At 72.5% G+C, this 26836-nt stretch carries 28 protein-coding genes and 2 pseudogenes; 14 read left to right on the top strand and 16 right to left on the bottom strand.

What is annotated here, in order from left to right; all coding sequences use genetic code 11:
• Position 1: 1 nt before the first annotated feature.
• The 10 genes from IQ251_RS01055 to IQ251_RS01010 form a co-directional block, all read right to left on the bottom strand.
• Entirely contained in the window at positions 2 to 901 is a 900-nt protein-coding gene (locus IQ251_RS01055; RefSeq protein WP_193926477.1) for a 2-dehydropantoate 2-reductase, read from the bottom strand.
• A gap of 14 nt (positions 902 to 915) precedes the next feature.
• The gene (locus IQ251_RS01050) at positions 916 to 2040 is read right to left on the bottom strand and encodes an ATP-dependent DNA ligase (protein ID WP_370591129.1); all 1125 of its coding nucleotides are present in this window, start codon (positions 2038 to 2040) and stop codon (positions 916 to 918) included.
• A complete protein-coding gene (locus tag IQ251_RS01045) occupies positions 2030 to 2626 on the bottom strand; it encodes an Asp23/Gls24 family envelope stress response protein (RefSeq protein ID WP_193926476.1) in 597 nt (198 codons plus the stop codon). Before IQ251_RS01045 ends, IQ251_RS01050 begins: the two co-directional genes overlap by 11 nt.
• Positions 2623 to 3159 (bottom strand): DUF6286 domain-containing protein, encoded by a 537-nt coding sequence (locus IQ251_RS01040; RefSeq protein WP_193926475.1) that lies wholly within the window; start codon positions 3157 to 3159, stop codon positions 2623 to 2625. The genes IQ251_RS01045 and IQ251_RS01040 overlap by 4 nt, the downstream gene beginning before the upstream one ends.
• A gap of 4 nt (positions 3160 to 3163) precedes the next feature.
• Positions 3164 to 3541 (bottom strand): Asp23/Gls24 family envelope stress response protein, encoded by a 378-nt coding sequence (locus IQ251_RS01035; RefSeq protein WP_193926474.1) that lies wholly within the window; start codon positions 3539 to 3541, stop codon positions 3164 to 3166.
• Positions 3538 to 3717: a hypothetical protein gene (locus IQ251_RS01030; protein ID WP_193926473.1), complete on the bottom strand. Its 180-nt coding sequence runs from the start codon at positions 3715 to 3717 to the stop codon at positions 3538 to 3540. Before IQ251_RS01030 ends, IQ251_RS01035 begins: the two co-directional genes overlap by 4 nt.
• A complete protein-coding gene (locus tag IQ251_RS01025) occupies positions 3714 to 3965 on the bottom strand; it encodes a hypothetical protein (RefSeq protein ID WP_193926472.1) in 252 nt (83 codons plus the stop codon). Before IQ251_RS01025 ends, IQ251_RS01030 begins: the two co-directional genes overlap by 4 nt.
• Complete coding sequence (locus tag IQ251_RS01020; protein WP_193926471.1) at positions 3962 to 4282, bottom strand: hypothetical protein; 321 nt, start codon at positions 4280 to 4282, stop codon at positions 3962 to 3964. The genes IQ251_RS01025 and IQ251_RS01020 overlap by 4 nt, the downstream gene beginning before the upstream one ends.
• An 8-nt stretch (positions 4283 to 4290) precedes the next feature.
• A complete protein-coding gene (locus tag IQ251_RS01015) occupies positions 4291 to 4818 on the bottom strand; it encodes an Asp23/Gls24 family envelope stress response protein (RefSeq protein WP_193926470.1) in 528 nt (175 codons plus the stop codon).
• Between the two features lie 142 nt (positions 4819 to 4960).
• Positions 4961 to 5707, bottom strand: coding sequence for a dihydrofolate reductase family protein (locus tag IQ251_RS01010; RefSeq protein WP_193926469.1), 747 nt, complete (start codon positions 5705 to 5707; stop codon positions 4961 to 4963).
• Positions 5708 to 5797: 90 nt separating this feature from the next.
• Here IQ251_RS01010 and zapE point away from each other — a divergent pair, with 90 nt between their 5' ends.
• The gene (gene zapE, locus IQ251_RS01005) at positions 5798 to 6817 is read left to right on the top strand and encodes a cell division protein ZapE (RefSeq protein WP_193926468.1); all 1020 of its coding nucleotides are present in this window, start codon (positions 5798 to 5800) and stop codon (positions 6815 to 6817) included.
• 3 nt (positions 6818 to 6820) lie between these two features.
• Here zapE and rocD read toward each other — a convergent pair whose 3' ends face one another.
• A complete protein-coding gene (gene rocD / locus IQ251_RS01000) occupies positions 6821 to 8011 on the bottom strand; it encodes an ornithine--oxo-acid transaminase (protein ID WP_193926467.1) in 1191 nt (396 codons plus the stop codon).
• Positions 8012 to 8116: 105 nt separating this feature from the next.
• On the opposite strand from rocD, the gene IQ251_RS00995 reads away from it, so the two are divergent.
• Complete coding sequence (locus tag IQ251_RS00995) at positions 8117 to 9175, top strand: lactonase family protein (protein ID WP_193926466.1); 1059 nt, start codon at positions 8117 to 8119, stop codon at positions 9173 to 9175.
• 158 nt (positions 9176 to 9333) lie between these two features.
• Here IQ251_RS00995 and IQ251_RS20165 read toward each other — a convergent pair.
• Positions 9334 to 9522 (bottom strand): annotated as a pseudogene (locus IQ251_RS20165) (DUF397 domain-containing protein); the annotation flags it as partial.
• Between the two features lie 169 nt (positions 9523 to 9691).
• Here IQ251_RS20165 and IQ251_RS00985 point away from each other — a divergent pair.
• Positions 9692 to 9841, top strand: a complete 150-nt coding sequence (locus IQ251_RS00985; protein ID WP_193926465.1) for a hypothetical protein — start codon at positions 9692 to 9694, stop codon at positions 9839 to 9841.
• 1229 nt (positions 9842 to 11070) lie between these two features.
• On the top strand, positions 11071 to 11586 hold the full coding sequence (locus IQ251_RS00980; RefSeq protein ID WP_193926464.1) for a hypothetical protein: 516 nt from the start codon (positions 11071 to 11073) through the stop codon (positions 11584 to 11586).
• Between the two features lie 24 nt (positions 11587 to 11610).
• Here IQ251_RS00980 and IQ251_RS20405 read toward each other — a convergent pair.
• A pseudogene (locus IQ251_RS20405) lies at positions 11611 to 11871 on the bottom strand (ABC-2 membrane transporter-related protein); the annotation flags it as partial.
• Between the two features lie 299 nt (positions 11872 to 12170).
• Positions 12171 to 13766, bottom strand: coding sequence for a serine/threonine-protein kinase (locus IQ251_RS00975; protein ID WP_193926463.1), 1596 nt, complete (start codon positions 13764 to 13766; stop codon positions 12171 to 12173).
• Between the two features lie 229 nt (positions 13767 to 13995).
• Here IQ251_RS00975 and IQ251_RS00970 point away from each other — a divergent pair, with 229 nt between their 5' ends.
• From IQ251_RS00970 to IQ251_RS00955, 4 genes are all read left to right on the top strand, one after another.
• Entirely contained in the window at positions 13996 to 15510 is a 1515-nt protein-coding gene (locus IQ251_RS00970) for a sugar ABC transporter ATP-binding protein (protein ID WP_370591128.1), read from the top strand.
• A complete protein-coding gene (locus IQ251_RS00965) occupies positions 15503 to 16492 on the top strand; it encodes an ABC transporter permease (RefSeq protein ID WP_193926462.1) in 990 nt (329 codons plus the stop codon). Before IQ251_RS00970 ends, IQ251_RS00965 begins: the two co-directional genes overlap by 8 nt.
• Positions 16493 to 16583: 91 nt before the next feature.
• Positions 16584 to 17588, top strand: coding sequence for a sugar ABC transporter substrate-binding protein (locus tag IQ251_RS00960; protein ID WP_193926461.1), 1005 nt, complete (start codon positions 16584 to 16586; stop codon positions 17586 to 17588).
• 252 nt (positions 17589 to 17840) lie between these two features.
• Positions 17841 to 18491: a serine hydrolase gene (locus IQ251_RS00955; RefSeq protein WP_193926460.1), complete on the top strand. Its 651-nt coding sequence runs from the start codon at positions 17841 to 17843 to the stop codon at positions 18489 to 18491.
• Between the two features lie 3 nt (positions 18492 to 18494).
• Here the strand turns inward: IQ251_RS00955 and IQ251_RS00950 are convergent, their stop codons facing one another.
• Positions 18495 to 19688, bottom strand: coding sequence for a low temperature requirement protein A (locus tag IQ251_RS00950; protein WP_228045899.1), 1194 nt, complete (start codon positions 19686 to 19688; stop codon positions 18495 to 18497).
• 324 nt (positions 19689 to 20012) lie between these two features.
• Between IQ251_RS00950 and IQ251_RS00945 the strand changes: the two genes are divergently transcribed.
• The 4 genes from IQ251_RS00945 (at position 20013) to IQ251_RS00930 (ending at position 23509) form a co-directional block, all read left to right on the top strand.
• Entirely contained in the window at positions 20013 to 20873 is an 861-nt protein-coding gene (locus IQ251_RS00945; protein WP_370591127.1) for a 3-hydroxybutyryl-CoA dehydrogenase, read from the top strand.
• A gap of 77 nt (positions 20874 to 20950) precedes the next feature.
• On the top strand, positions 20951 to 22225 hold the full coding sequence (locus IQ251_RS00940) for a Tm-1-like ATP-binding domain-containing protein (RefSeq protein ID WP_193926458.1): 1275 nt from the start codon (positions 20951 to 20953) through the stop codon (positions 22223 to 22225).
• A 9-nt stretch (positions 22226 to 22234) separates the two neighbouring features.
• Positions 22235 to 23056 carry a phosphoenolpyruvate hydrolase family protein gene (locus IQ251_RS00935; RefSeq protein WP_193926457.1) on the top strand — a complete coding sequence of 274 codons (822 nt, stop codon included), beginning with the start codon at positions 22235 to 22237 and terminating at the stop codon, positions 23054 to 23056.
• An 18-nt stretch (positions 23057 to 23074) separates the two neighbouring features.
• Complete coding sequence (locus IQ251_RS00930) at positions 23075 to 23509, top strand: SRPBCC family protein (RefSeq protein WP_193926456.1); 435 nt, start codon at positions 23075 to 23077, stop codon at positions 23507 to 23509.
• Positions 23510 to 23652: 143 nt separating this feature from the next.
• Here the strand turns inward: IQ251_RS00930 and IQ251_RS00925 are convergent, their stop codons facing one another.
• Complete coding sequence (locus IQ251_RS00925) at positions 23653 to 24303, bottom strand: GntR family transcriptional regulator (protein ID WP_193926455.1); 651 nt, start codon at positions 24301 to 24303, stop codon at positions 23653 to 23655.
• 157 nt (positions 24304 to 24460) lie between these two features.
• Between IQ251_RS00925 and IQ251_RS00920 the strand changes: the two genes are divergently transcribed.
• Together IQ251_RS00920 and IQ251_RS00915 are read left to right on the top strand one after the other, a co-directional pair.
• The gene (locus IQ251_RS00920) at positions 24461 to 25645 is read left to right on the top strand and encodes a CaiB/BaiF CoA transferase family protein (protein WP_193926454.1); all 1185 of its coding nucleotides are present in this window, start codon (positions 24461 to 24463) and stop codon (positions 25643 to 25645) included.
• Complete coding sequence (locus tag IQ251_RS00915) at positions 25642 to 26832, top strand: acyl-CoA dehydrogenase family protein (protein WP_193926453.1); 1191 nt, start codon at positions 25642 to 25644, stop codon at positions 26830 to 26832. Before IQ251_RS00920 ends, IQ251_RS00915 begins: the two co-directional genes overlap by 4 nt.
• The last annotated feature ends 4 nt before the right edge of the window (positions 26833 to 26836 follow it).

Below are 26836 nucleotides of genomic sequence, written 5' to 3'. Positions count from 1 at the left end.
CCTAGACGGGCGGCAGCTTCGAGGGGCGCAGCGCGCGCAGCAGGGTCAGCAGCGCGCGGTTGAGTGGGACCTCGATGCCGTGCTGGTCGGCGGCGCGCACTAGGGCGCCGGTGATGTGCTCGTGCTCGGTGGGCAGTCCCGCCAGCCGGTCGTAGAGCATCGAGGTGCCGTTGCTGGGCGGGAAGTCGTGCGTGTAGTTGGCCACCACGCGGTCCGCGTCCTGCTGGGTGAGGTCGGCGCCCTCGGCGCGGGCCACCTGCACGGCTTCGGTCAGTACCCCGGCGCACAGCTGCACGACGTCCGGATCGCCGAACACGTCCAGCCTGCGCAGGGTCAGCGCGGTGATCGGGTTCGCGCCCAGGTTGGTGAGCATCTTGCGCCACGCGGCGGTGCGGAAGTCCGCGGTCTGCGACAGCTGCAGGCCCGAGCCGTCCAGCAGCGCGGTGAACCGATCGCCGAGCTCGCCGGATTCCACGAGCACGGTCGCCACCGAGCGGCGCAGCACCCGGCCGGGACGCACGCGTTCGGCGGCGACGTAGACCAGGGCGGGCAGCACCGGTCCGCGCGGGTCCAGCGCGCCGACCGACTCGCGGTGCGCCACCCCGTTCTGCACCACCGCGATCGGGGCGCTGCCGTCGTCGAGCGCGGCCAGCCAGGGTTCGGTGCCGGGCACGTCCTGCACCTTCGTGGTCAGCAGGATCCAGTCGACCGGGCCGATCGCCCCCGGGTCGGTGGCGATCTCGGCGGGGACCTCCCGCGGCCCGTCCGGCGCGTCGACCACGAGCCGCTCGAACGGGGTCCGCACGCACAGCACGACCTCGTGCCCGGCGGCGCCGGCGGCTTCGGCCAGCACGCCGCCGATCCCGCCCGAGCCGATCACGGCGATCCGTCGTCGCTGCACGGTCGGCGAGATTACTAGCCGGTCCGGTCGTCACCGCGGCTGCGGTCGGCGCCGCCGCGCAGCACGCCCTCCAGGTCGTAGCGGGCGGGTTCGGCCAGCTGCGCGTAGCCGCAGGAGTCCGGGTCGCGGTCCGGCCGCCAGCGCACGAACCGGGTGGTGTGCCGGAAACGCGCCGGAGCGGCGCCCTCGGTGTGGTCGTAGCCGACCTCGACCACTCGCTCGGGCCGCAGCGGTTCCCAGGGTTGCGCGCTGCTGCGCCACCGGTTGATCGACCCGGGCAGCCGCCTGCCGTCGGTGGCGTGGTCACCGAGCCACGGGTGCGGTTCCCCGGTGATCAGCGGAGCCAGTTCCCCGGCCAGCTCCCGGCGCTGCGCGGCGGGGAAGGCGCCCACCACGCCGACGTGGTGCAGCACGTGCTGCTCGTCGTGCAGCCCCAACAGCAGCGAGCCGACCGCGGTGCCGGGTTCGGTGCCAGTGTGCCAGCGCAGCCCGGCCACCACGCAGTCCGCGGTGCGCGAGTGCTTGATCTTGACCGCGGTGCGCTTGCCGGGCCGGTAGGGCCCGTCCAGCGGTTTGCCGATGATGCCGTCCAGCCCGGCGCCTTCGAACACGCGGAACCAGTCGGCGGCGGTGTCCGGATCGCGGGTGGCGGGCGTGGTGCGCAGCCGCTCGTGGTCGAGCCCGAGCCCGGTGAGCAGGTCGCGGCGGCGCTGCTGCGGTTCGCCCGTGCGGTCGGTTTCGCCGTCGGCGAGCAGGTCGAACGCCACGAACACCGCAGGCGTGGCCTCGGCCAGCGCGCGCACCCGGCTGTCGGCGGGGTGGATGCGTTCGCTGAGCGCGTCCCAATCCAGCCGGTCGCCGTCCTCATCGCGGCGCACCACCACCAGCTCGCCGTCCAGCACCGCGGGCGCGGCGAGGTGCTCGTCGAACGCGGCGCGGATCTCCGGGAAGTAGCGGTCCAGTGGTTTGCCGGTGCGTGACTGCAGCCGCACGTTCCCGGGTTCGGCGAACACCAGGCAGCGGAACCCGTCCCACTTCGGTTCGAAGAGATACCGCCCGTCGCGCGGGATCTCGGCCACCGGCGCGGCCAGCATCGGCTCCACCGGCGGGGACAGCGCAAGCCGCGGTTCAGCGGACACGCCGGCCCGGTGCCCGGTCGAGGTGCAGCCGGATGGAGGTGCGCAGCGCCTCCCGGCCGAGCGCGCGGCGCGCGCGGGACAGCACCCGGTCGTCGAGCTCCGCCCAGACCTGCCGGACGTCGGTGCCCTCCTCCAGTGACAGGGACAGGCGCAGCCCGGGATCCCGCGGGCTGCCGACGGTGCGCACCCGCGTCTTGGTCACTCCGGTCACCTCCTGCGCGTCCCGGCGCACCGCCTCGGTCAGCGCCCCCGCGGTGATCGTCAGCTCGCCGCCCTCGCCGTTGCCCAGCCGCACGTCCGGCCGGGCTTCCGGGCGCAGCGCGCGGCGCACCCACCACCCGCCGAGCACGAGCAGCACGAGCCCGCCGACGATGGCGACCGGCAGCCACACCAGCGGGGTGGCCTGCGCCCACTGCGCGAACATCGGGTCCAGCACCGGGCGTTGGGACCGGAAAACGCCCAGCGCTCCGGAACCGACCGCGAGCCCGCCGATCCCGGCGAGCAGCGCCAGCACTCCCACGAGCGTCAGCACGCCCCGCTCGAAACCGGTTCCGCGACCCAGCGGCGCGCTCCGGGCGGCCGTCATCGCGGCTCCTTGGCCGGGCTCACCGACACCCGCAGGCGGGGTGTGCGCTGCAGTGGCAGTTCGCGGACCGCTTCCTCGGCGCTCTCGGTGACCTGCTGCGGAAGTTCGCCGAGCTCGTGGAAGCGGGAGGTGGCCCGGACCTTGATCCGGTGCGTCCCGCTGCTGACCGCGGCATCGGTGATCTCATCGCGGTCGCGGACCCGGTGGCCGACCAGCCGCGCCATCGAACGCGGGTCGGTGGCCACGCTCACCCCGGGCGCCGGGTCCAGGAACCGGATGTCGCGCCTGCCGCCGCCTGCGCCGACCAGCAGCAGCACCAGGCCCGCTACCGCGACCAACGCCGAGATGGTCAGCGCGGCTGCGGAATTCCAGGGCACCGCCCCCAGCGCGGTGCGCGCGTCCCGCCACGGGACCAGCAGTCCCGCCCCGCCGGGGGCGATCGCGGCCGCGGCGGCCTCCACCGCCAGCAGCAGCCCGCCCGCGGCCACGACCAGGCCGAGCGCGGCGGTGAGCAGTCGTACCAGCAGTCGCATCGGATCACTCCACCTCGGGCTTGCGGCGCTGCGGCACCAGCGCGGACACGGCCACGTCGACCCGGCGCACCCGGCAGTCGGCCAGCCGGCGGAGTTCCTCGGTGACCTGCTCGCGGATGCCGCCCGCGGCGGCTTCGGCATCGGCCGGGTAGCGCAGCGCCACGTCGAGCCGGATGTGCAGCGCGTCGTCCGGGCCGGTCAGCCGCGCCTCGGCGCCCCGGCCGCCCGCGGCGATCCCGGCGACGCGGCGGGGTTTGCGGGCGCTGTCCGGGTGCCGGTCGGCGGCGTGCTCGGCGATCTTGCGCAGCACCGCGCGGTTGATGTGCAGCTCGCCGCGCAGCGGGGTCTCCGGTTCGGCGGCCGGTGCCGGGGTGGTGGTCATCGGTCGCGGCCCCGGCCGAACAGGTCGCCGACCGCCAGATCGCCGTCCACGATCCGGCCGATGACCAGCCCGACGACGCCCACCAGCAGCGAGATCAGGAACGCGGAGAATCCGCCGATCGCTGCTGCGGCTCCGAGTACCAGTCCGGCCAGCAGGCCGACGTGCATCGCGGTCATCGCAGGACACCTCCTCGTGGGTTCGCGGCGTGGCGCGGGCGGTTGCGGCGCAGGACCCGGGCCAGCGCCCTGCGCAGCCGCGAGCGGTCCTCCACCGCCGTGATCGGCGCGTCGGCGCGGTCCGCCCGCTCGCCGCGCAGCTCGGCGAGACCGGCCGCGAACACGTCCGGATCCCCGCCGACGTCCGGGTGGTGGGTGCGCGCGAAGGCGCGGATCGCCGCGCGGGTGGCGGGGTCGCGTGCGGTCATCGGTCCTCCTGCACGTCGCCGGGCAGCTCGACCTCGGCGATGGTGATGTGCACGGGGACCGGGCCTGCCGCTTCGCGCACGAGATCGCGCAGTTCAGCGGCGGTTTCCGGTAGCGGGCGGTCGAGCAGCGCCACGACGCCGATCTCCACCGCACCGTCCTCGGCCACCCGCACCCCGGTCACCTGCCGCCCGGGCAGGTGCGAGGCGATCTCGCCGAACGCCCCGCCGTGCGCGCGCAGCACCGCGGGGTGTCCGCGCACGGCGTCCCCGATGTGCTCGCTGAGCTGCTCGGTCGGGCTCCGGTCGGTGGTGGGCACGATCGCCGTCACTCGACGCGGGACCCGGACTGCTGCCCGCTGTCGGCGGGCTGGTCCGAGTCCTCGTCGGGCAGGTGGATGTCGTTGACCGAGATGTTGACCTCGATCACGTCCAGGCCGGTCATCCGCTCCACCCCGGTGATGACGTTGCGCCGCACCGAGCGGGCCAGGTCCACGATCGACACGCCGTACTCGATGACCAGGTCCAGATCGACCGCGGCCTGCCGCTCACCGACCTCGACCTGCACGCCGGACATGGACGGGGTCCCGCTGCCGCCGGGGATGCGTTCGCGCAGCGCCCCGAACGCGCGGGAGACGCCGCCGCCCATCGAGTGCACGCCGGAGATCTCCCGGGCGGCCAGCCCCGCGATCTTCTGCACCACCGAGGCGGCGATGGTGGTCTTGCCCTGCTCGGTGTCGTCCACCGGCGAGGGCATGTCCCCGCTGCTGCGGCTCTGCGGGATGTGCTGCTTGCTGTCCTCGGAGCGGGCGGTGGTCGCGGATCCGCCGCTCTGCCCTTCGCTGTTCTGCGCCATCGGCTGAGCTCCTTCCGCACGGCAGGCGGGGAGCGGATCTGCCCGCGCGGTACCCCGCGTGCCCGCGGTTCATTGTCGGCCGCCGAGCGCGTACCGGCGCGCTGAACAGGGCAGGCGCGCTGAACAGGGGGAGGGGCGGGGGTCAGGCCTGCCGGACGTAGCGCAGCAGCAGCATCGAACCGGACCGCAGCACCGAGCGCAGCTCCAGGTCGCGGGGCGGTTCGGCACCGGTGCCCGCCGCGATGCGGCCCGCACCCCCGCCGGCCAGCAGCGGGGACACGGTCAGGCACAGCTCGTCGACGAGGTCGGCGCGCAGCAGGCTGCCGAACAGCTGCGGGCCGCCCTCGCAGGCGATCCGGTTCAGGCCGCGGGCCCGCAGCGCCGCCAGCGCCGCGGGCAGGTCGAGTTCGGCGTCCCCGGCCAGCACCACATCGGCACCGGCGTCGGCGAGCTCGGCGCGGCGCTGCGCCGGTGCCGCTTCGGTGGTGAGCACGATCGGCGGCACCAGGGTGTCGGTCAGCAGCGGCGAGTCCGGCGGTAGCGAGCCGTTCGGGGTCACCAGCGCGATCGGCGGCACGTCGGAGAGCCCGTTGCGGCGCCGCCGGTCCGCGCGCACCTCGGTGTGCTTGATGCCGCGGTAGCCCTCGGTCATGGCCGTGCCCGCCCCGACCAGCACCACGTCCGCGAGGTCGCGGATCAGCGCGAGCACCGTGCGGTCGTCGGCCGAGGACAGGCCCTGCGAGCGGCCGTGCACCGAGACGGCCCCGTCGAGGCTGCTGACGAAGTTCACCCGCACCCACGGGCGCTGCAGCGCGTCCGGGAACGCGTAGCAGCGTTCCAGGTCCTCGTCGGCGTGCGGGGCGTCGTCGACCGGCCAGAGCTTGTCCACGCCGCCATCCCACCACACGCCGGTGCGGGCCCGGGCGGGTGAGCAGGCGCACGTGTATCCGGGGCGGGCCGCGGTTATAAGGTTTCGGGCATGAGTTCGCGCCTGGTGGACCTCCGCCCCGAAGTGACGCAGGACGAGCTCGTGCAGTCCCTGTCGCCGCCGCCGCGGTTCGACGCGGCGCGGTTCGACAACTACATCCCGAACCCGGACGAGCCGAGCCAGGCCCGGGCCGTCGAGTCGTGCCGGACCTTCGCCGAGCAGATCGGCGGCGGGCAGTCCTCCGGTGGCTGGCTGCGCGGGCTGTTCGGCCGGCGCAGCGGCCCCGCGGGCAAGCCCGGGCTGTACCTGGACGGCGGGTTCGGCGTCGGCAAGACCCACCTGCTGGCCTCGGCCTGGCACGTCGCTGAGGGGCCGAAGTCCTACGGCACGTTCGTGGAGCTGACCAACCTGGTCGGCGCGCTCGGGTTCACCGAGACCGTGCGCAGGCTGTCCGGGCACAGGCTGTTGGCCATCGACGAGTTCGAGCTCGACGACCCGGGTGACACGATGCTGGTCACCCAGCTGATCGCCAAGCTCACCGATGCGGGCGTGCGCATCGCGGCCACGTCGAACACGTTGCCGGACAAGCTCGGCGAGGGCCGGTTCGCCGCGGTGGACTTCCTGCGCGAGATCCACGCCATGTCCTCCCGGTTCGACGTCGTCCGGGTGGACGGGCCGGACTACCGGCACCGCGGGCTGCCGGACGCGCCCGACCCGATGGACGACGCGGAGCTGACCGCGCTGGCCGAGAGCTCGACCGGGACGCTGGACGACTTCGACGAGCTGTGCGGATTCCTGGCCGGGCTGCACCCGTCGAAGTACGGCAGGCTCGTCGACGGGCTCTCCGCGGTGCACCTGCGCGGGGTGCGCGCCGCCCGGGACCAGGACGTGGCGCTGCGGCTGGTGGCCCTGGCCGACCGGCTTTACGACCGGGCAATCCCGGTGCGGGTGTCCGGCGCCGCGCTGTCCGAGCTGTTCACCGACGAGATGCTGCAGGGCGGCTACCGCAAGAAGTATCTGCGCGCGATCAGCAGGCTCACCGCGCTGTCCCGCGACCTCGTCGAGTCCTGATCGTCAGCCCAGCACTTCGGCGACCGCGTCCAGGCCCGCGTCCAGCTCCGGTTCGGTGATCACCAGCGGGGGTGCCAGGCGCAGCGTGGTCTGCTGGGTCTCCTTGCACAGCACGCCGCGCTCGGCGAGGCGTTCGCACACCTGCCGGCCGGTCGGCCCGGACGGTGCGAGGTCCACCCCGGCCCACAGGCCCCGCCCGCGCACCTCGGCGGCCCCGGTCAGCTCGGCCAGCCGCGCGTGCATCCGCGCGCCGAGCTCGCGGGAGCGCTGCTGGAACTCCCCGGTGCGCAGCAGCCGGACCACCGCGCGGCCCACGGCGCAGGCCAGCGGGTTGCCGCCGAACGTCGAACCGTGCTCGCCGGGGCGCAGCACGCCGAGCACCTCGTCGCTGCCCACCACCGCCGACACCGGCAGGATCCCGCCGCCGAGCGCCTTGCCCAGCGTGTAGAGGTCGGCGCGCACCCCGTCGTGCTCGCAGGCCAGCAGCTCGCCGGTGCGGGCCAGGCCGGACTGGATCTCGTCGGCGATGAGCAGCACCCCGTGCTCGTCGCAGAGCCCGCGCAGCCGCGGCAGGTAGTCCGGCGGCGGGAGGCGCACCCCGGCCTCGCCCTGGATCGGCTCGACGAGCACCGCGGCGGTGCGGTCGGTGATCGCGGCGGCGACCGCGTCCGCATCGCCGTACCGGGTGACGGTGAAGCCCGGGGTGAACGGGCCGAACGCGGCGCGGGCGGTCGGATCGGTGGCGAACGAGACGATCGTGGTGGTGCGGCCGTGGAAGTTCGCGTCGGCCACCACGATCTCCGCACCATCGGCGGGCACGCCCTTCACCCGGTGCGCCCACAGCCGGGCGACCTTGATCGCGGATTCCACGGCTTCGGCGCCGGAGTTCATCGGCAGCACCCGGTCGGTGCCGGTCAGCTCGGCGAGCTCGCGGCAGAACGGCCCGGACTGGTCGTGGTGGAACGCACGGCTGGTCAGCGTGACCCGGCCGAGCTGCTCGGTGGCGGCGGCGAGGAGGTCGGGGTGCCGGTGGCCGAAGTTCAGCGCCGAATAGCCGGCCAGGAAGTCCAGGTAGGTGCGTCCGTCCACGTCGGTCACCCGCGTCCCGGTGGCCTCGGCGACCACCACCGGCAGCGGGTGGTAGTTGTGCGCGCCGTACCGGTCGTCGAGGTCGAGGAAGTGCTGCGCGTTCATGGTCACCGATTGTCGCCCGGATCCGGTGCCGCGCGGGCGTTTCCCGGTCCGGCGCGCGCGGCGCGGATCGTTGCGATGATGGCGCGGACGAGAGGAGGGCGCCGGATGCCGGACGTGTCGCCGAACTGGCTGGTGCACGTGGGTGCGGGCCGCGAGCACGCGGAGCAGCGGATCAGCACCGCGGTGCTGGACTCCTCCGGGGCGCTGCTGCCGACCGGCCGGGACGTCGGCGCGCCGCAGCCGTCGTTCCTGGCTGCATCGCCGGACGGTGCGGTGTTGTTCGCGGTGGACGAGCGCACCGCGGGCCGGGTTCGGTCCTACCGGATCGGGGACCAGGGGGCGCTCACCGAGATCGGCGCGCAGCCCTCGCTGGGTTCGCACCCGTGCCACCTCGCGGTGCATCCCGGCGGGGCGCATCTGTTCACCGCGAACTACGCGTCGGCAACGCTGGCGGTGCACCCGGTGGGCGCGGACGGCGCGCTGGGCGAGGCGCAGTTCGCGGTGCAGCACACCGGGCGCGGCCCCAACCCGGAGCGCCAGGAAGGGCCGCACCCGCACCAGGTGGTGCCGGATCCCGGCGGTCAGTACGTGCTCGCCGCGGATCTGGGCGCGGACGCGGTGGTCAGCTACGAGTTCGACCCGGGCAGCGGGCACCTGGCGCAGCGCTGCCGGGCGGCGCTGCGGCCGGGCTCGGGCCCGCGACACCTGGCGCTGCACCCGGACGGCGACCGCGGCTACGTGCTCAACGAACTGGATTCGTCGCTGACCGAGTTCGGCTGGGACCGGGCCAGTGGGCAGCTGGAACCGGGCCGCACCCTGTCCACGGTGCCGCCGGACTTCGCCCGGCCGAACCTGCCGTCCGAGGTGGTGCTGCTGGCCGACGGGAGCTTCGGCTACGCCGCCAACCGCGGGCACGACAGCATCGCCGTGTTCACCCCGGAGTCCGGCGACGGGCAGTTCCGGCTGGTCGAGGTGCAGCCGGCCCGGGTGTCCGGCCCGCGGCACATCGCGCTGAGCCCGGACGGCACCCGGCTGCTGGCCCTCGGCCGGCGCAGCGACGACATCCAGGTCTTCGACGTGCTCGACGACGGCCACCTCTCCCCGGTCGGCGACCCGCTGTCGGTGCCGGCCCCGATGTGCGCGGTCCTGCTCCCTGCGGGCTGAGCGGGTTGATCGCGTCCTGCTCGGGCGAGCCCCGTACCCGCTTGCGGTTCCGGCCGATTCGTCGAGGACCGCAAAGATCCCTCCCTGGCAGTACGCAGGGCTGGGAGGGATCTTGTTCGAGCGGGCTTCAGTCGAACCTCGCCATGCTTGACACCGTTCAGGAACGCCGACCACTCCTCAGGAGTGAAGTGGTGAGCAGCCTGATCAGGATTCCTGCTGTTGCGGAGAAGCCGGCTGCCGTCGGGCAGTCCAAGGCGGTCGTGCTGCTGCGCCGGACCGCGGACGGCGCGCTGTGCGGGGGATTCCGCGGACGGGCGGGACTCATGCCGCTGCGCTCGACCGGTCATCGGCTGCAGATCGAGCCCCGCCAGGTCGACGCGGATACCATCGGCCCCGGCCGAAACCACCCGCGCCGCCCGGGTTCCGGCCCGGCTCGACTTCGGAACCGCGTCGCTGTTCGCGAACCTGCTGGCCGCCCGCAGCCACCTGGTGTTCGTCAACGACGATGACGGGCAGGTGAGGTCCTACCGATGGGTGCATCCGGCCTCGGGATCCTGGGTGCGCGTGGAGTTCGACGGTGAGCATCCCGTGGTGCACCAGACCGGACCGCGGAAGCTCTGGGACGAGGCGGAACCGGTCCTCGACACGTGGAACCGGTTGGGGTAGGCGGGTTTCGGCCGCTACAGTGTGACGGTGCATCCGGAGGGGCAGCACGTGCTGTGAGCTGGACCGCCCCGACCGCGAACAAGCCACCCTGTCGACCTGAGGACGCCCCGGAGGCGAGGAGCAGAACCATTCGGCCCGGCACGACGAGCGATCGACCGGAACGCGAAGACGGTCCGCGGAATGAGAGCGCTGCCGGTCCATCCCCGTTGCACGAACACCGTTCAGTCCTTTTTTTGCGTGGCAATGCGAACTCCGCCCTCATTCTGGCTGTGGTTTTCGCCCCGTTCGCGGCGATCGAGTGAACAATTCCGTTGTGGGCAAGATTTCACAGGACATCGTTGGCGCAGAGATCATCTTGGTCGGTTTCAACGGATCGACCACCCTCGTCCCGGAGGTGCACCGCCATATCAAGCCCTCGAAGAATGGCTGGTCCTGTCGGGGGTGTGGGCGCCCGGTGAACGAATTGCGATCTTTCGGCCACATCTCGACCTTGTTCGACCCCGCTCCGGGCGGTCGGGGTAGCCCGGTGGCCGGGTCGGGATTGGGTGGAAGCTCCTCCGCGGAAAGATCGGAATTGCAGTCCATGCACTGTTCCTGCTGGTGTGCCGGGCGGCCGGGCGCGTCCATCGGCACCGGGCAGGTTATCTGCGTGGGCGCAAATGTCCACATGTTAGTGTTCGTCGCTATAGCGTGGAACGTGAACATCAAATCCGGCCAGCGGGACGGCGATGAACTGGGCGAACTACATTTTTGTTCTTCGTCGAAGCACGAGGATCCTGGACAGCGCTCCGGACGGATCGCGGTGATCCTGCCGCTTCCCGGAAGAGCGACCGCGTGGTCGGGCGGCTCTACCGCGACGGGAAGCACACGTGGTGGCTGCTCCTGTGCGCTGCGGATTCGCTCATGGGATCCATGAGTGGGCAGCTGCTCGGGGGATCGCTCGCCATTCTCGGCGGCCTCAACCTCGCGGCGGCCACTGTGGCGTAGGGCTGCGCCCGGAGCCGGGATGACCATGTCGCCGGTACCTCGCGCCGGCGGCCTGCAACGTGGGAGTGGGAGTGCAGAGACGGAAGCGTGACGTGCTCGGGGTGGATCGGTTGCCACCCGGGCCTGATCCGGAGACCGGATGCCCCGGGCCGCCGCCCGCCCCGGTCAGCACGACGGGGCGGCGCCAGGCCGCCGCGTGTGCCGACGCTTCGTCGTTCGCGCCGCCGGAGGGGGAGGGCCCGGTGTTGGCCGGCTCTCGCCCGGAAGGTCCGTGGCGGTACGGGATCCGCGAAGCCGCCCGGATCGTCGGGGTGTCGATCGCGGTGCTCGGGCTGATCAGCATCGGACCGTTCCTGGTCGAGGGGCCCCCTTGGTCGGCCCCCAACACCGGTGTGCGCGTCGGCTTCTGGCTGCTGTGGCCGGTTCTGCTGCTCCAGTTCCTCACCTACGCCTACGGGAACCGGTTGTCCCCGTGCTCCGCCGGTGCGGAGTGGCTGCGAGGGGCCGACGGGAGATGGGTGCGGACCTACGAACTCACCCGGATCACCGCCCGCCGTAACGCCGCTCTGGCGCTCGTTCTGGAGTTCCACGACCGCAGGCGGCGCACCCTGGAGATCTCCGTGGACAGCCTGCGCAACAACCCGCGGGTGTGGGACCTCGTGCACAACGGTGTGCTGCATTCCGTCGTGGCGAACAAGGCCCTGACCAACACGCGCCTGCACACCTCGCTCCAGCTGCCGTACCCGGAGCAGCCGTGACGTCCGAACCGGCCTGAACTCGGCGAATCGGTGGACCGCGTACTGACCCGCGACTCCGAGCAGCAGAGCGAGCGGGATCGCCGCTGCACCGAGGATGAGCGCTTTGCCGGTCAACCAGCGGGCCGGGGAAACGTCCTGACTCCAAGCCAGCAAGTGGGTGCGCTGGTCCTGTTCCCCGGCGACCAGCGGTGCGGCCCAGAACCCGGCCACCGCCGCCGGGAACAGCACCAGGACCCTGAGCACCGTCGGAAGGTTCACCCCGAACCACTGGAGCGGCGCGGGCATCGACTCCGGGGGCGCGAACATGCCGAGCGTGATCAGCAGCGCGGAGGCGGCCAGCACGATCAGGCTGGTGGCGACGAGGAGCTGCCGGTGTTGGTACCAGGTCACCCATGCCAGGTCGCGCCACCGCACCCGGGGCCGCGGTGCCGTAGCGGTCGGGCTCCACGGCTGAGCCGACCCCGGGCACCGCTGAGCGGCACGCGGGAAAACGGGCCGCTCGAACGAGAAGCACCCCCGGCGCGCCACGGGGGACCCGGCTGACCGGGTGGCTGCGCATTGTGCGTAGCCGCCCGGTTCGGCGGTCAGCTGAGGCCGCTGTCGTAGCGGCCGAGCGCGTACTGCTCCAGCGAGTTGCGCACCCGCTTGGCCTCGCGGCGCCGGACGATGAAGCCGCCGGTGGCGCCGATCGGGAATACCGCCGAACCGCCGTGGAACGAGCGCACCCGGTGCCACGGCTTCGACGACGGGCCCGGAGCGCCGCGCGGGGACCAGACGGCCAGCGCCTGGCTCTTGCCGCGGCCGACCACGCCGACGCGCTGCACCTGGCTCCACGGGACCTCGCGGTTCAGCCCGGCGCGCGAGATGCGCAGGCCGTCCGGGTTGATCTTCAGCCGCAGCCGCGGCCAGACGGCGCGGGCGAACTCCACGATCGCGCACAGCGCCAGCAGCCCGATCCCGAGCTGGAAGGCGAACTGGAAGTCCTCGGGCACCCCGTACTGGGTGCCGACCCAGGCGCCGCCGGCCACGATCGCGGCGAACAACACGGTCCAGAAGGCGGCCGAGCCGCGGCCGCCGGTGGCGAACACCGGTCCCGGCAGGTCGGCGCGCACCCTCGTGGGGTCGGCGCCGCCCTGTTCGGACGTCTCGCGCGCGCGGGCGGGCACGATCTCCTCGCGCAGGTCGCCGGCCGGGGGCGATGCGGCCGGGGCGGGTTGCGGCGGGGGCTGCGGTGCCGGTGCCGCCGGGGGTTCGCCGTCCGGGTACACCAACGTGCCCGGACGCGGGTTGTCCGGCTCGTTCGCGGTGCGCTGCAGTTCGGTGTTGTGCTGGGCGATGACGTCGGTGATCGCCGCGGGCAGCCAGCTGTCGCCCTGCGGGTTGGCCCCGCCCAGCCGGTCCAGCAGCTGCGCCGGAGTGGGCCGTGCGGCCGGGTCCTTGTCCAGGCACGCGGCCAGCAGCGGGCGCAGTCCCTCCGGCACCTGCTGCAGGTCCGGTTCGCCGTGCACCACGCGGTAGAGCAGCGAGGTGGTGCTGTCCTCGCCGAACGGTCCGGTGCCGGTGGCGGCGAAGGTGAGCACCGCGCCCAGCGAGAACACGTCGCTGGGCCCGCCGACTTCGCCGCCCTCGGTCTGCTCGGGGGAGAAGAATCCGGGCGTGCCGAGGAAGATCCCGGTCGCGGTCAGCGCATGCCCGGTCATGGCCCGGGAGATGCCGAAGTCGATCACCCGCGGCCCGTCCGGTCCGAGCAGCACGTTGGCGGGCTTGAGGTCGCGGTGCACCAGACCGGCGCGGTGGATCGCCACCAGCGCCTCGGCGAGCCCGGCACCGAGGGTGCGCACCGTGCTCTCCGGCAGCGCGCCGTGCTCGGCGACGGCCTGGTGCAGCGTCGGCCCCGGCACGTATTCGGTGGCCAGCCACGGCAGGTCGGCGTCCGGATCGGCGTCGACGACGGCGGCGGTCCAGAACCCGCCGACCGAGCGGGCCATCGACGCCTCGCGGCGGAACCGCTCGCGGAACTCCGGATCTTCGGCCAGGTCCGCGCGCACGATCTTGACCGCCACCACGCGCCCGCCCTTGGACCGGCCCAGGTACACGCCGCCCATCGCCCCTCTGCCGAGCCGGGCGAGCAACCGGTAGTCGTCGACGCGGGTCGGCTCGTCGGGCCGCAACGGCTGCACTGTCGTCCCCCTCGCTGGCGGTGATCGTCGCGTCGTCCGAGCTTACGGACTGCGCTGCTCGCGCACGCGGATCCCCGCGGGGTCGCCGCGCCGCGCCGGGTGGGCGGCGACTGCCGGTAATCGAATACTCGGGATGGTTGCGAGCCTTTGTGGTGGACGGGGTGTGTGGGTATGATCCAGCGCACTGCGAGCCCGCGCGAACGATCGACGCTGATCGAGGAGGCGCGCTGTGACATCCCCGACGACGTGGCCGGATGCGCCGGCCGTGCAGCTGACCGATGTGGGCAAACGATTCCCCGGAGTCGTGGCCGTATCCGGGGTGAGCCTGCGCATCGATCCCGGTGAGGTGCACGTCTTCGCCGGGGAGAACGGTGCGGGCAAATCCACCCTGATGAAGCTGATCGCCCAGGTGGAACCGCCCACGTCCGGAACCGTGGCCCTCGGCGGGCGGACCGCTCAGTACCAGGGTCCCGGGGCCGCGCGGAAGCTGGGCGTGGCGATGGTGCACCAGGAATTCGCGCTGGCCCCGGACCTGTCGGTGGCCGAGAACCTGTTCATCGGGCACGAACCCGGCCGCGGCGGCTGGATCTCCCGCTCCGCCGAGCGGCGGGCCGCTCGGGAGCTGCTGGCGCGGGTGGGGTTGGACGTGGACCCGAACCGCCGGGTTTCCACGCTGCCGACCGCCGCGCAGCAGCGGATCGAGATCGCCAAGGCCCTCGCGGTGCAGGCCGGTGTGCTGATCCTGGACGAGCCCACCGCCAGCCTCACCGAACGCGAGGCCGGTGAGCTGTTCGGCATCATCCGCGAGCTGACCGCGCAGGGCATCGCCGTGCTCTACATCTCGCACCGGCTGGACGAGATCTTCGAGGTCGGCGACCGGGTGACCGTGATGCGCGACGGGGAGGTCGCCGGGACGCATCCGGTCGGTGAGATCGACGAAACCGGGCTGGTGCGGCTCATGGTCGGCCGCGAGGTGGACGACCTCTACCCGCGCAGCGACCGCGAGGTCGGCCGGGTGCGGCTGCAGGTGGACGGGCTCGGTCGCCGAGAGCAGCTGCACGACATCTCCTTCGAGGTGCGCGCGGGCGAAATACTCGGCATGGCAGGGCTCGTGGGTGCCGGGCGCACCGAGCTGGCGCGGGCGGTGTTCGGTGCGGAACCGCCCGATTCCGGGTCGATCGCGCTGGACGGTCGGCGGTTGCGCATCCGCGATCCCGCCGACGCGATCAGCGCGGGCATCGGGTACCTGACCGAGAGCCGCAAAGCCGACGGTCTGGCGATGCAGCTGGGCGTGGACAAGAACATCACGATGGCGCGGCTGCCGATGCGCGCCGGACTCATCGATCTGCGGGCCGAGCACCGCACCGCCGAGCGCTTCCGGGAACGGCTCGGCATTCGGGTGCCGCGGGTGGGCCGGCCGGTGCGGATGCTCTCCGGTGGGAACCAGCAGAAGGTGGTTCTCGCGCGGTGGTTGGAAACGGGTGCCGAAGTCCTGTTCTTCGACGAACCGGGTCGCGGGATGGACGTCGGGGCGAAAGCGGAGATGTTCCAGCAGCTGGATCTGCTCGCGGGGCAGGGCAAGGCGGTCGTGCTCATCTCCAGCTACTTGCCGGAGCTGCTCAACATGTGCGACCGGATCCTGGTCCTGCGCGGCGGCCGGATCGCGGGGCAGCTCCAGCGCGCGGAGTTCTCCGAGGAGCGGGTCGTGGCCCTGGCCACCGGCGCGAAAGGCAACCATGCTTGACCAATCCGAACGGGGCGGGTTCCTCGGGGGCGGCAACCGGTTCTCCGGTGCGGTCTCTCAGATCGCCGCCGCCGGTGTGCTGATCGTCGTGTTCGTCGCACTGTCCATCGTGGCCCCGTCGTTCCTCACCGCTGACAACCTGTTCAACCTGGGTTCGCAGACCTCGGTCAACGCGGTGATGGCGGTGGGCGTGACGCTGGTGATCATCACCGGCGGCATCGACCTGTCCGTGGGGTCGGTGTCGGCGCTGTCCGGTGTGCTCGGTGTGCTGCTCATGGCCGAATACGGGTTCGACCCGCTCATCGGGATCCTCGGCGGGATCGCGGTGGGCGCGGCGGCCGGGCTCGTCAACGGGCTGCTGGTGGCGGTGGTGGGATTGCCGCCGTTCATCGCCACGCTGGGCATGCTCAGCGTCGCCCGCGGTCTGGTGCTCATCGCCACCGGTGCGGTGGCGGTGTTCGGCGCCCCGGACTCGTTCCGACTGCTGGGTCAGGGCGTGGTGGGCGTGATTCCCATCCCGATCCTGCTGATCCTGCTGGTGGCGGTGTGCGGACACCTGGTGCTCACCCGCACCCGGCTGGGCCGCTACGCGTACGTGATGGGGTCCAACATGGACGCCGCGCGGTTGTCCGGTGTCCCGGTCCGCAAGCACACCACCGCCGTCTATGTGCTGTCCGGGGCGCTGGCCGGGCTGGGCGGCATGATCGCGGCCTCGCGGATCAGTTCCGGGCAGCCGAACTTCGGCGAGGGCTTGGAACTGGACGTGATCGCCGCCGTGGTCATCGGCGGGGCGAGCCTGTTCGGCGGGCGGGGAACCGTGTGGGGTTCGCTGATCGGCGCGTTCCTGGTCGCGGTGATCCGCAACGGCGCCGTGCAGCTGGACATCAGCACCTTCTACCAGAACGTTCTCATCGGCGTGATCATCTGGCTCGCCGTGTGGTGGGACTCCTACCAGCGCCGCAAGCTCGGCGCCGAGACCTAGCGGCTGTTGCGGAAGGGCGTGCCGGGCGGCCGGTCGGGCGCCCCGCGGAAGCTGTTGCCGCGGACGAGAAAACCCTAGCGAGGAGCTCGGGATGAAGAAGGTCGTGGGTGCGGTGTGCGCCCTGCTGGTCCTGTCGGCGACCGGGTGCAGCGTGCACGTGCGGGAGCCGACCGGCGGGGCGGTGCAGGACGGCGGGCCGATCAAGCTGGCGGTGGTGCCCAAGGCGATCGGGTTCGACTTCTGGGAGAAGGTCCGCGTCGGGGCGATGTGCGCGGCCGAGGAGAAGGGCGACGTGGACGTCTACTGGGACGGGGTCAGCTCCGAGTCCGACGTCAGCGGGCAGCAGAGCCTGCTGCAGGACATGCTCTCCCAGGGCACGCGCGCCGGGTTGGTCTACGCGGCCACCGACGCCAAGGCGCTGGCCGACATCACCCGCACCGCGCAGCAGCAGGGCACCGAGGTGGTCAACATGGACTCGGGCACGAGTCCGCAGCCGCCGGACGTGCCGGTGTTCGCCACGAACAACGTCGCCGCCGCCGAGCAGGCCACGGATCTGCTCGCGCAGCAGCTGGGCGGTCGCGGCAAGGTCGCGTTCGTGGAGTTCCAGCCGGGCACCAGCACCAACGACACCCGCGCCGAGGGGTTCCAGCGCGGTCTGCAGCGGTATCCGGGCATGGAGCTGGTCGCCCGGCAGTCCAGCGAGAGCGACTACAACACGGCGCTGCAGGTCACCCAGGACATTCTCACCGCGCACCCGGACCTCAACGGCATCTACGCCGGCAACGAGCCCAGCGTGCTCGGGGCCGCCGAGGCGGTGCGCCAGTCCGGCAAGGCGGGCGAGGTCAAGGTCATCGGGTGGGATACCTCGGAGGGGCAGATCGACGAGTTGCGCGACGGGGTGATCACCGGGCTGGTCGCGCAGAACCCGTTCCGGATGGGCCACGACGCGGTGGCCGCCGCGGTCGACGGGATCCGCGGTGAGCAGGGGGCGGCGCCGGAGACCGACACCGGCTCGACCATGGTCACCGAACGCAACCTGGACAGCCCGGAGATCCGGACGTTGCTCGACCCGAGCTGCGCGAACCAGCCGCGCTGAAACGGGGGGATTGCCGAGCCGCGCGGCGGGTAACCGCCGGGTGTGCGAGCCCTCCGCGACCGCGAGAGCCCACGGCGTACCGGCGCCGCGGGAGTGGCGTTGTTGGCGGTGTTCCTGCTGTTCACCGGGATATGCGGTCAGGTGTTCGCCCTGGGAGCAGTGCGCGGAGGACCCCGCCCCGTCCCGGTGCAGACCCCGACGGGCCGTGCGAACGCGGCCGCCGAGGCAGTACAGCAGCGGGGCGGAACCGATGTGGCCGCCGTGGTTTTGGACCGCTGGACCGGGGAATACGCGGAGAGCGGTCCGGCCGGCGAGCCGATGTACACGGCCTCGGTGGTCAAGGTGCTGGTCGCCGTGGACCTGCTGAACCGGCGGGGCGACCGGCTCAGCGCGGACGAGCGGGAGTTGCTGGACCGTGCGCTGACGATCAGCGACGACGAGGCGCTCAACGCGCTGTGGAGCGTGGAAGGCGGTGCCGGGGCGGTGGATCGGATCGCCGCCCGCGCGGGGATGACCGGAACCCGGCCGCCGCAGAACCCGGCGCAGTGGGGGGAAACGGTCAGCACGGCCCGGGACATCGCTCGGTTGTTCGGCTTCGTGGCGTCCGGTGTGGACGCCGAGCACCGGGATCTGGTGGTCGATGCGCTGCGCGATACTCGGGCGACCGCTGCCGACGGATTCGACCAGCGGTTCGGCGTGGGTACTTTGCCGGGCAGTGCGGCCAAGCCCGGTTGGATGTGCTGCCAGGACGGGCGAGTCACGTTGCACAGCGCCGGATTCGCCGATCCCGAGCAGCGGTTCGTGGTGGTGCTGATGTCCGACCCGCCCGCTGAGCTCGGCTACGAGGGGGCGCAGGCGCAGCTGGACGACGCCGCGGAGGCGGTGGCGGAGGAGTTGCGCTGAGGTTCAGCGCGTCCGGCCGCGCTGCTGGTCGAGCTGGTGCAGCAGGATGCGGGTCGCCAGCAGCGCCGTGACGGTCAGCCCCATCGCCAGCACGGCGTGTGCGACGTTGTCGGCCAGCGCGGCGTTGACGGCCAGCAGTGCGATGGCCGTGCCGGTGGCCACCGCGGTTCCCGGTGCGAGACGGGCGATTCCTGCGTGCAGCGCGGTGGTCAGCACCAGGTAGACCACGACGGGCGCGGTGATGGCGATGGCGGTGGCGTTGTCCCCGATCTGCGCGCCGCGCCCGTTGACGTCCACCGCGAGCGAGACGGTGGCGCCCACCGCGGAGGCGCTGGCGAAGATGAAGTAGTGGCCGTAGGCCCACAGCAGGGTGGTGGGCAGCGACTCCCGGATCCGCGCGGCGGCCGAGTGCATGAAGTAGATCCACCACATGCTGAAGATGAGCAGCAGCCCGCCCGCGGCGATCTCGTCCAGGCCGGGGGACAGCCCGCCGTCGACGAGATCGGCCTGCACCGCGTTGGTCGAGGCCAGGACGACCTCGCCGAGCACGATGAGGGTGAACAGGCCGTAGCGCTCGTTGATGTGCCCGGGGTGCCAGTTGCTGGTGCGTGCGTGCTCGGCCCACAGCGGCACGCTCAGTTCCGCGAGCACCAGCACCGGGAACGCCGCTTCGCCCCACGGGTCGGGCAGTGCCAGGCGGGCGCACCAGCCGAGCTGGCAGGCGGCGATCCCGGTGGCGTAGCGCAGCGCGTGTTGCCTGCCGGCCGGGTGTTCGACGGCGGCGCGGACCCATTGCGCCAGCATCGCCATCCGCATGACCACGTAGCCGATGGTCACCACGGTGAAGTCGTAGTGGTGGAACGTGTCCGGTACGCCCGCGGCGAGCACGAGCACCCCGGCCATCTGCAGCAGGGTCAGCGCCCGGTAGGGCACGTCGTCGGTGTCGTAGGCGGAGGCGAACCAGGTGAAGTTCATCCAGGCCCACCAGATCGCGAAGAACACCATGAGGTAGCCGGTCGTGGTGCCGGTGATCGCGTCCTGGCCGAGCCCGTGGTGCAGCTGCTCGGCTGCCTGCGAGACGGCGACGACGAAGCACAGGTCGAACAGCAGCTCCAGCGGGGTGGACGCGCGGTGCTGCTCGCCGGGGTCCCGGGCGCGCATCCGCCGGCGCCACGGCCGAGCGCGTGGGCTGCACATGATCGTTCATTCTCGGCGCGCGGCCGGGATCGTGCCGGGCGGCACCTGCCGGGGTACCGGAGTGCGTGCAGGCGTGCGCGGAGCGTGTAGTAACATGAAAATGCTTCGGGGGTCAGGGCGGGACCAGGGGGAATCGCCCGGTGCGCCGACCGGTGGTGCGGCACGGAGCGCCACCGGTCCGCGGCGCGCGGTCCCACCCGGTGGCGTAGCGCACGGTCGGCACGCGGCCCGGCCGGTCCCTGGCATGATCTGCGGCGAAAACGGCGTGCCCGTGCGGGAAACCCCGCGTCGGGCGCGCAGCGGCGGATCGGAAGGATCGGTGTGGTGACGAAGATCGAGCGTCTCGGAGTGGTCGGTGCCGGGCAGATGGGCGGCGGCATCGCGGAGGTCAGCGCGCGAGCCGGGCTGGACGTGGTCGTCGCCGATGTCGACGCCGCGGCGGCGGAAGCCGGGCAGCAGCGGGTCACCAAGTCGCTGGACGGCGCGGTGCGCAAGGGCAAGCTCGCCGAAGCCGAGCGCGACGCGGCCCTGCAGAACCTGCGCTTCACCTCCGAGCTCGACGAGCTCGCCGACCGGCAGCTGGTGATCGAGGCCATCGCCGAGGACGAGGGCATCAAGACCGGCCTGTTCGGCAGGCTCGACGAACTGGTGACCGACCGGGACGCGATCCTGGCCTCGAACACCTCGTCCATCCCGATCGCCAAGCTGGCCCGGGCGACCGACCGCCCGGAGCAGGTGCTGGGCGTGCACTTCTTCAACCCGGTGCCGGTGCAGAACCTGGTGGAACTGGTGCCCTCCCTGCTCACCAGCGACGAGACGGTCCAGCGGGCCACCGCGTTCGCCGCCGAGCAACTCGGCAAGAACACGATCCAGGCCCAGGACCGGTCCGGGTTCGTGGTGAACGCGCTGCTGGTGCCCTACCTGCTGTCCGCGGTGCGGATGCTGGAGGGCGGCTTCGCCACCGCCGAGGACATCGACACCGGCATGGTGCAGGGCTGCGCGCACCCGATGGGGCCGCTGCGGCTGGCCGACCTGGTCGGCCTGGACACGCTCAAGGCGATCGCCGACTCGATGCACGCGGAGTACGGCGAGGCGCACTTCTCGGCCCCGCCGCTGCTGCAGCGCATGGTCGACGCCGGCCTCAAGGGCAAGAAGTCCGGCAAGGGCTTCTACACCTACGGCTGAGCCGGAGGGGTGACCGCGGCCGCCGCGTGCCCTAGCGTGTGATCGGCACGCGCCGCCGACGGAGGAGGGCTACCCGGATGGATCCGGTCGTCGTGCTGCTGGGCACGCTGGACACCAAGGGCACCGAGTACCGCTGGCTGCGCGAGCGGCTCATCGCCGCGGGTTGCCGGGTGGTGCTGGTCGACGCCGGTGTGCCCGGTGATCCGGACGCCGGTGCGGACGTGCCCGCCGAGCGGGTCGCCGCCGCCGCCGGGGCCGACCCGGCGGCGCTGCGCGAGGCCGCCGACCGCGGGGCGGCGATGAGCGCCATGGGACGCGGTGCCGCCGCGGTGCTGGCCGAGCAGCACCGGCGCGGTGAGCTGGACGCCGTGCTCGCGCTGGGCGGCAGCGGGGGAGCGGCGATCACCGCAGCGGCGCTGCGCGCGCTGCCGGTCGGGGTGCCCAAGCTGCTGGTGTCCACGATGGTCAGCGGCGATGTGGCCGATTACGTCGGTGGGTCGGACGTGACGCTGATGTACTCGGTGACCGACGTGTCCGGGATCAACCGGATCTCGCGGCAGGTGCTGGGCAACGCGGCCGGAGCTGCGGTGGGCATGGCCGGTGCGCACGCGGCGCGCCGGACGGAGCCGCAGCCCGCCGCCGATCGCCCGCTGGTGGCGGCGTCCATGTTCGGCGTCACCACCCCGGCGGTCACCGCCGCGCGGGAGCGACTGGAGGAGCTCGGCTACGACGTGCTGGTCTTCCACGCCACCGGGACCGGTGGCCGGGCGCTGGAATCGCTGGCCGCGGGCGGCGATCTCGCCGGGGTGCTCGACCTGACGACCACCGAGCTCGCCGACGAGCTGCTCGGCGGGGTGCTCAGCGCCGGACCGGACCGGTTGCGTGCCGCGGGCCGCGCGGGCCTGCCGCAGGTGGTCTCGCTCGGTGCGCTGGACATGTGCAACTTCGGGCCGCGCAGCACCGTGCCCGAGCACTACGCGCAGCGGAACCTCGTCGAGCACAACGCGCAGGTCACGCTCATGCGCACCGAGGAGCCGGACATGGCGCAGCTGGGCCGGACGCTCGGTGAGCGGCTCGCCGCGGCCGCGGGGCCGACCGCGGTTTTCGTTCCGGAGCGCGGTGTTTCGGCGCTGGACGTGCACGGCGGCCCGTTCCGCGACGCCGCGGCCGATGCCGCGTGCACCGCCGCGCTCGCCGATGCGCTGGTCGGCACCGGCGTGGAACAGCACCGGATCGACGCGCACATCAACGATCCCGCGTTCGCCCGCGCCGCCGCCGAGCGGCTGCACGAGCTGATCACCACCGCCAGTACCGGCCCGGTCGCCGGGGCCGGCGCCGCGCAGCACCGCTGAGGAGCGTCCGTGACGACACCGCGCGACCGAGTCCTGCCCGCCCTGCGCGCCGAGGCCGCGCACCGCCCGCTCGTCGGGGCGGGCGCGGGAACCGGCCTGTCGGCCAAGTGCGCCGAGAACGGCGGGGCGGACCTGCTGGTCATCTACAACTCGGGCCGCTACCGCATGGCCGGGCGCGGTTCGCTGGCCGGGCTGCTGGCCTACGGCAACGCCAACGAGATCGTGCTGGACATGGCGCGCGAGGTGCTGCCCGTGGTCGCCCGCACCCCGGTGCTGGCCGGGGTCAACGGCACCGATCCGTTCCTGCTGACCGGGCCGTTCCTGGACCGGCTGCGCGAGCTGGGGTTCGCCGGGATCCAGAACTTCCCGACGGTGGGCCTCATCGACGGCACCTTCCGGGCCAACCTGGAGGAGACCGGGATGAGTTACCGGCAGGAGGTCGACGTGGTGGCCGCTGCGCACGAGCGCGGGCTGCTGACCACGCCGTACGTGTTCTCCGCCGCCGACGCCCGCGCGATGACCGAGGCCGGGGCGGACGTCGTGGTGTGCCACATGGGGCTGACCACCGGCGGTTCGATCGGGGCGGAGACGGCCAAGGACCTGGACGACTGCGTGGCGCTCATCGACGAGTGCGCGCTGGCCGCGACCGGGGTGCGCGAGGACGTGCTGGTGCTGTGCCACGGCGGGCCGATCGCCACTCCGCAGGACACGGCGTACGTGCTGGACCGCGCCCGGCGCTGCGACGGCTTCTTCGGTGCGTCCAGCATGGAGCGGCTGCCCACCGAGCAGGCACTGACCGAGCGGGTCCGCGAGTTCAAGCAGTTGAGCTGAATCCCTAGGAGGAGTCCGATGGCAGTGGCATACGCGTCGGCCGTGATCGGCGCCGAACCCGATGAGGTTTGGGAACTGGCACGTGATTTCGGCGGGTTGCCCGGCTGGCATCCCGCCATCGCCACCAGCGAGATCGAAGGCGGTGGCGCGCCGTCGGTCGGTGCGGTGCGGCGGTTGACGACGCCGGACGGCGGAGTGATCCGCGAGCGGTTGGTCGCGCTGGACGACGCGCAACGCTCGTACACCTACGACATCATCGAGAGCCCGTTCGCGGTGCGCTCCTACCGCGCCACGATCCACCTGCTGCCGATCACCGCGACGGGCGGCACGTTCGCCGAGTGGTACGCGCACTTCGACGCCGACGCGGCCGACGAGCCCGATCTGAGGCGCAATTTCGAGCGCGGCGTGTTCGCCACCGGCCTGGCCGCGCTGGGCACCCGGCTGGCGGGCTGAGCGCAGTCCCGGTGCGGGTCACCTCCGTACCGGGACCAACCCAGCCTCCGATGTGGACTCCCCAGCGAGCGCTTCCCGAGCGGCGGCAGCCGAGGCGGCGTGGACGTACCGCTACCGGCAACGGCCCGCGAACGGCTTCCACATCACCCCTGGTCGGTGATGGTGCTGCGGAGGGCTTGCACGGCGTGGTCGCGGTGCTCGGCCAGTAGCCGCACCAGTTCGGCGGCGTCCCCGCGCTGCGCTGCTTCGACGATCTCGACGTGCTCGCTGCGAACCCGCTCGCGGTTGTCCCCGGAGTTGTAGTAGACGGCCCGGTAGGCGTCCGTGGCGTCCCACAGCGTGCGCACCACGCGCAGCAGGCGCGGCATGTCGGCAGGTTCCAGCAGCGCGAAGTGGAACCGGCGGTTGGCCGCGATCATCCCGACCAGGTCCTGGCCGTCGGCGGCGGCCTCGACATCGGCCCGGGCGTCGTCGATGCGCGCGAGGTCGGCGTCGGCGTAGGCGCGTGCGGCCACCGACGCCGCCTCGCCCTCCAGCAGTTCGCGCATCCGGTAGACCTCCAGGAGGTCGGTGAGGGCGAGCTCGGCGACCGAGTACCCGCGGTGCGGCTGGTAGACGACCTGCCCCTCGGCCTCCAGCGTCTTGAGCGCTTCGCGCAGCGGCACCCGGCTGACCCCGAGCTGCTGGGCGACCGCGTCCTGCCGGACGGCCTGGCCCGGCGCGAGTTCACCGGCCACGATCGCCGTGCGCAGCTGTTCGAGCACGAATTCTTGCGTGGTGGGTGGGCGTCGCATCCCCGCTCCCGTCGCCGGCCGGAACGTCGCGCGCCGGCTTCGGCGGTTGACCGGCGCGGCACCGACTGTATATTGGATCCAACTTCGCGGCCAGTGCCCGCGACAGCCAGGTGCCCGCGACGGGACGTGCGGACCGGGTGCCGGAGAGGACGTGCGGATGGGATCCGGGTTGCCGCTGGACGGGATCGTCGTGGCCGACTTCAGCCGCGTGCTGGCCGGTCCTTACGCCACGATGTTCCTCGCCGATCTGGGCGCCACAGTGATCAAGGTGGAACGCCCCGGAAGCGGGGACGACACCCGTTCCTGGGGGCCACCATGGACGGAGACGGGCTCGTCGTACTTCGAGTCGGTCAACCGCAGCAAGCGCAGCATCGCGCTCGACCTCGGCGACGAGCAGGACCGGGAAACCGCCCGGCGGCTGGTCGCGCGCGCCGACGTGGTGGTGGAGAACTTCCGCTCCGGCGCGCTGGCCCGGCACGGCCTGGACCACGACAGCGCCCGCGCGCTCAACCCCGGGTTGATCTACACCTCCATCTCCGGTTTCGGCAGCGAGGCGGGCGCTGACCTGCCCGGGTACGACTTCGTCGTGCAGGCCGTGGGCGGGCTGATGAGCATCACCGGCGAGCAGGACGGACCGCCCACCAAGGTCGGTGTCGCGCTCGTGGACATCCTCACCGGCAAGGACGCGGCGCTGGGCATCCTCGCGGCGCTGCGCCACCGGGACGCCACCGGCGAGGGCCAGCACATCGAGGTCAACCTGCTGCAGAGCCTGCTCGCGTCGCTGGCCAATCAGATGAGCGGGCTGCTCACCACCGGGATCCCACCGGAGCGGATGGGCAACCGGCACCCGAGCATCGCCCCGTACGAAACGCTGCGCTGCGAGGACGCCCTGCTCGCGGTGGCGGTCGGCAATGACGCGCAGTTCCGCAGGTTCGCCGAGGTGCTGGGCCTGGTCGGCCTGGCCGACGACGAGCGGTTCGGCACCAACGCCCAGCGCGTGGCGCACCGCGAGGACCTGGTCCGGCGGCTGGAGAACGTGCTCGGCGCGCGGCCCGCTGCGGACTGGCAGGAGCGCCTGCAGGCGGCCGGGATCGCGTGCGGGCAGGTCAACGACCTCTCCCGCGCGGTGCACCACGCCGAATCGCTGGGACTCGCCCCGGTCGTCGACCCCGGCGGCGGTGCGGCGATGCAGGTGCGGATGCCGATCGGCTTCACCGGGCACGGCACCGCCGAGGTCGCGGCGCCACCCGAACTCGGCGAGCACACCAAGGAAGTGCTCGCCTGGCTGGAAGACCCCTACTCCCCGCTGCCACCGACGACGTCGAGGAGGACCTCGCGATGAGTTCCCGTGCCGACCGCCCCCAGTTCGACCCGCGCGATCCGCTCGGGATCGACGACGAGTTCACCCCGGAGCAGCTCGCGGTGCGCGACAGCGTCCGCGCGCTGTGCCGCGACCACGTCCAGCCGCACCTGGCCGACTGGTTCGAGCGCGGCGAGTTCCCGCAGGCCGCCGAACTCGCGCGCGAGCTCGGCAAGCTCGGTGTGCTGGGCATGCACCTGGAGGGCTACGGCTGCGCCGGGATGTCCGCGGTGGACTACGGCATCGCCTGCGAGGAGCTGGAAGCCTGCGATTCCGGGCTGCGTTCGCTGGTGTCGGTGCAGGGATCGCTGGCGATGTTCGCGATCTGGCGCTGGGGTTCGGAGGAGCACAAGCAGGAGTGGCTGCCGCGCATGGCCGCCGGCGAGGCCATCGGCTGCTTCGGGCTCACCGAGCCGGACCACGGCTCGGACCCGTCCTCGATGCGCACGGTCGCGCGGCGGGACGGTGCGGACTGGGTGCTCAACGGCCGCAAGATGTGGATCACCAACGGCAGCATCGCCTCCGTGGCCGTGGTGTGGGCGCAGACCGACGAGGGCGTGCGCGGATTCGTCGTTCCCGCGGGCACTCCCGGCTTCTCGGCGCCGGAGATCAAGCACAAGATGTCGCTGCGCGCCTCCGTCACCAGCGAGCTGGTGCTCGACGACGTGCGGCTGCCTGCCGATGCGGTGCTGCCCGAGGTGACCGGGCTGCGCGGACCGCTGAGCTGCTTGAACGAGGCGCGCTACGGGATCGTGTGGGGCTCGGTCGGCGCCGGGCGCAGCTGCCTGGAGGCGGTGGTGGACTACGCCACGACCCGCGAGCAGTTCGGCAAGCCGATCGGCGGGTTCCAGCTCACCCAGTCCAAGATCGCCGACATGGCGGTGCGGGTGCAGAACGGCAGGCTGCTGGCGCTGCAGCTGGGCAAGCGCAAGGACGCGGGCAAGCTGCTGCCGCAGCAGGTCAGCTTCGGCAAGTTGGACAACGTGCGCGGGGCGATGGAGGTGGCGCGCTCGGCGCGCACCGTGCTCGGCGCCAACGGGATCTCGTTGGAGTACCCGGTGATCCGGCACATGAACAACCTGGAGTCGGTACTGACCTACGAAGGCACCGGCGAGATGCACGCGCTGACCATCGGGCAGGCGATGACCGGGCTCAACGCCTTCCGCTGACGCC

The organism is Saccharopolyspora montiporae (assembly GCF_015209505.1).
Lineage (GTDB): Bacteria > Actinomycetota > Actinomycetes > Mycobacteriales > Pseudonocardiaceae > Saccharopolyspora > Saccharopolyspora montiporae.
This window is presented reverse-complemented; position numbering and strand designations above follow the sequence as displayed.

What these genes read in the sequence shown, in the direction of transcription:
- IQ251_RS01045 (WP_193926476.1), bottom strand. Translation starts at nt 2,626, where the DNA reads ATGACGGCCGCCCGGAGCGCGCCGCTGGGTCGCGGAACCGGTTTCGAG.
- IQ251_RS01040 (WP_193926475.1), bottom strand. Translation starts at nt 3,159, where the DNA reads ATGCGACTGCTGGTACGACTGCTCACCGCCGCGCTCGGCCTGGTCGTG.
- IQ251_RS01035 (WP_193926474.1), bottom strand. Translation starts at nt 3,541, where the DNA reads ATGACCACCACCCCGGCACCGGCCGCCGAACCGGAGACCCCGCTGCGC.
- IQ251_RS01030 (WP_193926473.1), bottom strand. Translation starts at nt 3,717, where the DNA reads ATGACCGCGATGCACGTCGGCCTGCTGGCCGGACTGGTACTCGGAGCC.
- IQ251_RS01025 (WP_193926472.1), bottom strand. Translation starts at nt 3,965, where the DNA reads ATGACCGCACGCGACCCCGCCACCCGCGCGGCGATCCGCGCCTTCGCG.
- IQ251_RS01015 (WP_193926470.1), bottom strand. Translation starts at nt 4,818, where the DNA reads ATGGCGCAGAACAGCGAAGGGCAGAGCGGCGGATCCGCGACCACCGCC.
- zapE (WP_193926468.1), top strand. Translation starts at nt 5,798, where the DNA reads ATGAGTTCGCGCCTGGTGGACCTCCGCCCCGAAGTGACGCAGGACGAG.
- rocD (WP_193926467.1), bottom strand. Translation starts at nt 8,011, where the DNA reads ATGAACGCGCAGCACTTCCTCGACCTCGACGACCGGTACGGCGCGCAC.
- IQ251_RS00995 (WP_193926466.1), top strand. Translation starts at nt 8,117, where the DNA reads ATGCCGGACGTGTCGCCGAACTGGCTGGTGCACGTGGGTGCGGGCCGC.
- IQ251_RS00965 (WP_193926462.1), top strand. Translation starts at nt 15,503, where the DNA reads ATGCTTGACCAATCCGAACGGGGCGGGTTCCTCGGGGGCGGCAACCGG.
- IQ251_RS00960 (WP_193926461.1), top strand. Translation starts at nt 16,584, where the DNA reads ATGAAGAAGGTCGTGGGTGCGGTGTGCGCCCTGCTGGTCCTGTCGGCG.
- IQ251_RS00950 (WP_228045899.1), bottom strand. Translation starts at nt 19,688, where the DNA reads ATGTGCAGCCCACGCGCTCGGCCGTGGCGCCGGCGGATGCGCGCCCGG.
- IQ251_RS00940 (WP_193926458.1), top strand. Translation starts at nt 20,951, where the DNA reads ATGGATCCGGTCGTCGTGCTGCTGGGCACGCTGGACACCAAGGGCACC.
- IQ251_RS00930 (WP_193926456.1), top strand. Translation starts at nt 23,075, where the DNA reads ATGGCAGTGGCATACGCGTCGGCCGTGATCGGCGCCGAACCCGATGAG.
- IQ251_RS00925 (WP_193926455.1), bottom strand. Translation starts at nt 24,303, where the DNA reads ATGCGACGCCCACCCACCACGCAAGAATTCGTGCTCGAACAGCTGCGC.
- IQ251_RS00920 (WP_193926454.1), top strand. Translation starts at nt 24,461, where the DNA reads ATGGGATCCGGGTTGCCGCTGGACGGGATCGTCGTGGCCGACTTCAGC.
- IQ251_RS00915 (WP_193926453.1), top strand. Translation starts at nt 25,642, where the DNA reads ATGAGTTCCCGTGCCGACCGCCCCCAGTTCGACCCGCGCGATCCGCTC.